The 3,226-nt window shown below is 42.0% G+C and carries 3 protein-coding genes; all 3 read left to right on the top strand.

Annotated features, from left to right (window positions below):
• The first annotated feature begins 342 nt into the window (after positions 1-342).
• The 3 genes from QT987_RS29505 to QT987_RS29495 all read left to right on the top strand — a co-directional run bounded on the left by QT987_RS29505 (position 343) and on the right by QT987_RS29495 (position 3,174).
• On the top strand, positions 343-1,368 hold the full coding sequence (locus tag QT987_RS29505; protein WP_333247020.1) for a site-2 protease family protein: 1,026 nt from the start codon (positions 343-345) through the stop codon (positions 1,366-1,368).
• A gap of 102 nt (positions 1,369-1,470) precedes the next feature.
• A complete protein-coding gene (locus QT987_RS29500) occupies positions 1,471-2,049 on the top strand; it encodes a hypothetical protein (RefSeq protein ID WP_333247018.1) in 579 nt (192 codons plus the stop codon).
• 75 nt (positions 2,050-2,124) lie between these two features.
• A complete protein-coding gene (locus QT987_RS29495) occupies positions 2,125-3,174 on the top strand; it encodes an IS630 family transposase (protein WP_333247016.1) in 1,050 nt (349 codons plus the stop codon).
• Positions 3,175-3,226: the final 52 nt, after the last annotated feature.

Here is a 3,226-nt window from a genome sequence, read left to right as displayed (position 1 = left end):
CGGACTCGATCCGCTCGCGCTCGACTATTATAATTTACTTGGGGACAATTAATCCACCCTGCTAAATCCCCCTTAAGAAGGGGGACTTTGAGTTGATTCTCTTGTCCCCCCCTTATTAAGGGGGGCTAGGGGGGATCGAGTTTCGGCCTAAAACCCACTGTCTCTCTGCTTGATCCGAAAGTCTAGATCCCCCTAAATCCCCCTTAAGAAGGGGGACTTTGAGTTGATTCTCTTGTCCCCCCCTTATTAAGGGGGGCTAGGGGGGATCAGAATCTCCGCCTAAAAACGAGTAACTCCTATTCAATTAAATCGAAACTTTGTCAGCCAAAGTGACAATCTACCATGCAACTCAAATCAGCGGTGCAATGGATACCTCATCCCGACGGTCATTGGATACTTCGCAATCCCGAAGACATTACCTGTATTCAAGTTGACGACTTTGACAAACAGGTAATTGTGCAATTAAGCCAACAGCCAATAACTAATATTCTCGCTGAATACAACCTCGATTTAGAAGACGTGCAAAATCTCTTGAAAGACTTAGCACAAGCAGGAATGCTAGAAGGAACCAAGCCGCCGAAAGCCAAATTTAACCTGCTATCCTTCACAATTCCCCTAGTCAATCCCGATGTTTGGCTGTCGCGGCACATCGACAAAATCCGCTGGATTTGGACGTGGGAATTTGGCTTTATTCTGTGCGCTTTCATCTCTTCCTCTGTAGCAGTGTGGTTGGCTTCCACAGCAGAAGTTGCCGCCTCACATCAGCAGTTGTGGATAGCAGGACAAAATGAGACTATTTTCACATTTGTTTTGCTGACAATGCTAGTAATAGCTTTGCACGAACTCGGCCACGCTTTCACGCTAAAACACTACGGCGGTATTGTTAAAGAAATTGGATTATTGTTTATGTGTTTCATCCCCGGATGTTACACAGATACAACCGATCAATACAGTTTAGTCCGGCGGAAACAGCGAGTTTTAGTAGTAGCCGCAGGAGTATTTATCCAAGTAACAATTTGGGCATTGGCTGTTTGGATGTGGCTGTTTTCTCTGTCAAATCCGGTTTGGCATCAAATTAGTTATTTGTTGATGGTAGCCGCCTTGCTGACAGTTGCAATTAATTTGAATCCCTTGAATAGATTTGACGGTTATTATTTGTTAGTAGCGGGAACAGGCATTAACAATCTGCGACAAAGGTCGTTTGATTTTTATGTGGATTTGTTGCGGAGGGAGGAGATTGAGGAAGCAGCAGAAACGCAATGGGTTTTGGCAGCTTACGCGCCTTTGAGTGTACTTTATACTGTTTGGGTTTTGAGTTATTTAGCATCCTTGCTGGGTAATTTGGTTTTGCGGGTTTGGAGTTTTTAACCGCAGATTAATCACAGGCGGGACGCCCGTGCCACGATTAACCTAACGGGCGAGACGCCCGTGCCACAAAATGCAACTTTATTATTGTAGGAGTTTATCGAAATGAATGTTTTTCAAAAGTGGGGAATTGTTAGCGGAAGTTTGAGTTTTGCAGTTGTCAGTCAATGTTTTTCTGCACAAGCGGCAACTCTTACTCAAACTTACACTGTGAATTTGGGTTCGCAGCCGTTAAATAGCAGCACGAATGTAGTTTTGCCCAAGTTTAATTCGCTGTTAGGAACGCTATTAAGGGCTTATGTTACGGTTAAATCTACTGTTAACAATACTGTTAGCATTACTCCTTTAACGGGAGATTTTATGGGGACGGCGGCGAGTAATGCAAGTATTGCTGTGAATATTCCGCTGTTAAAAGTTGACCCTAATTTGACTTTAAGTGTGTTAGCCAGTCCGCCGGAAACGAAGATTGCTAGTGGCGGTACGGGAAGTGTTAGCGGTTCGGCTTCTGGTACTGTGTCGAAGAGTTATGATTTGCCGCAGTTTTTAAGTGCTTTAACTGGCTGCGATGGTGATACTTTTACGGCTGGCGTGGCGACAACTGGTTTGACTCAAATTCTGGGGAGTCCGGCTAGAGGTAGTTTTGGGGGTAAGGTTGTGGCTAACACTACAGTTAGTGCAATTTAAGTAGGTCGGCGAAAAAAAACAAAACTATGTTAAGATACATAAAGAAAGGTAGAAATTTAGTGAGGTAATTAATATATGGGCGCTCGATTAAGAGTATTTCTCACTCAAAAGCAAGACAAAACCCTATTTAATCTGAGAACGGCGAAAGTACCACAAAAAGTCAAAGATCGAGCAGAAGTAATCAGGTTAAACGCAAATGGCTGGTATGTTGAGAAAATAGCTACTCACTTTAACTGGGCTTCACAAACAGTGAGAGCAGTCTTACATAAATGGGAAGAATTTGGTATAGAAAGCCTTTGGGAAAAACCAGGTCGAGGGGTAAAAGCCAAATGGAAAGAAGAAGATATAGAGTTTTTGTCAGAATGCTTAAAAAAAGAACCACGTACATATAACAGTTTTCAATTAGCTGATAAATTAGAAAAAGAGCGCTCTATTAAATTAAGTCCCGACCGACTAAGACGGGTACTAAAAAAAAAAGGGATCATTTGGAAAAGAGCTAGTCCAAGTCATAAAGGAAAACAAGACCCCAAACAACGAGAAATAAAGCAATCAGACCTAGATATGCTGGAATTAGCAGCGGCAGCCGGAGAAATCGACTTAAAATATTTAGATGAATCAGGATTTTGTGCGTGGAGTAAAGCAAGTTATACATATTACAAAAAAGGTCAACAAAAACGGATACAGCAAACTAAAAATCGAGGTCGTAGATTAAGTAGTGTGGGGCTTTTTGAACCTTTAAGTAGCTTTGTATATGGTTTGGTAATTGGAGGTGTTGATCGAAAAGCTTATATTCAGATGATGGAAAAAGAAGCAGAAGAAGCGGCCCAAATGAAACGGATTAGAATTATTGTACAAGACAACGGTCCAATACACCGATGTCAGGAGGTTAAACAGTTGTGGTCAAAGTGGGAAGCTCAGGGTTTATATATTTTTTTCTTGCCTAAATATTGTTCCGAAATGAACCCAATTGAATTAGAGTGGCAACACATTAAAGAAGATGAATTAGCCGGACAAATGTTTGAGGATGAATTAGAACTCGCCTACGCCGTAATTCATGGAGTAGAAGTTAGAGGAAAAAGAGGAGATTACCCTACACAACGTATTAAACTGAAGTTCCCCCAGTAGGGGGAATGTTCAAATCTCACAAACCCTTGCACTACAAGGAACGATCGCCTTT

This window comes from Microcoleus sp. SVA1B4 (assembly GCF_036700545.1).
Classification (GTDB): domain Bacteria; phylum Cyanobacteriota; class Cyanobacteriia; order Cyanobacteriales; family Microcoleaceae; genus Microcoleus.
This window is presented reverse-complemented; position numbering and strand designations above follow the sequence as displayed.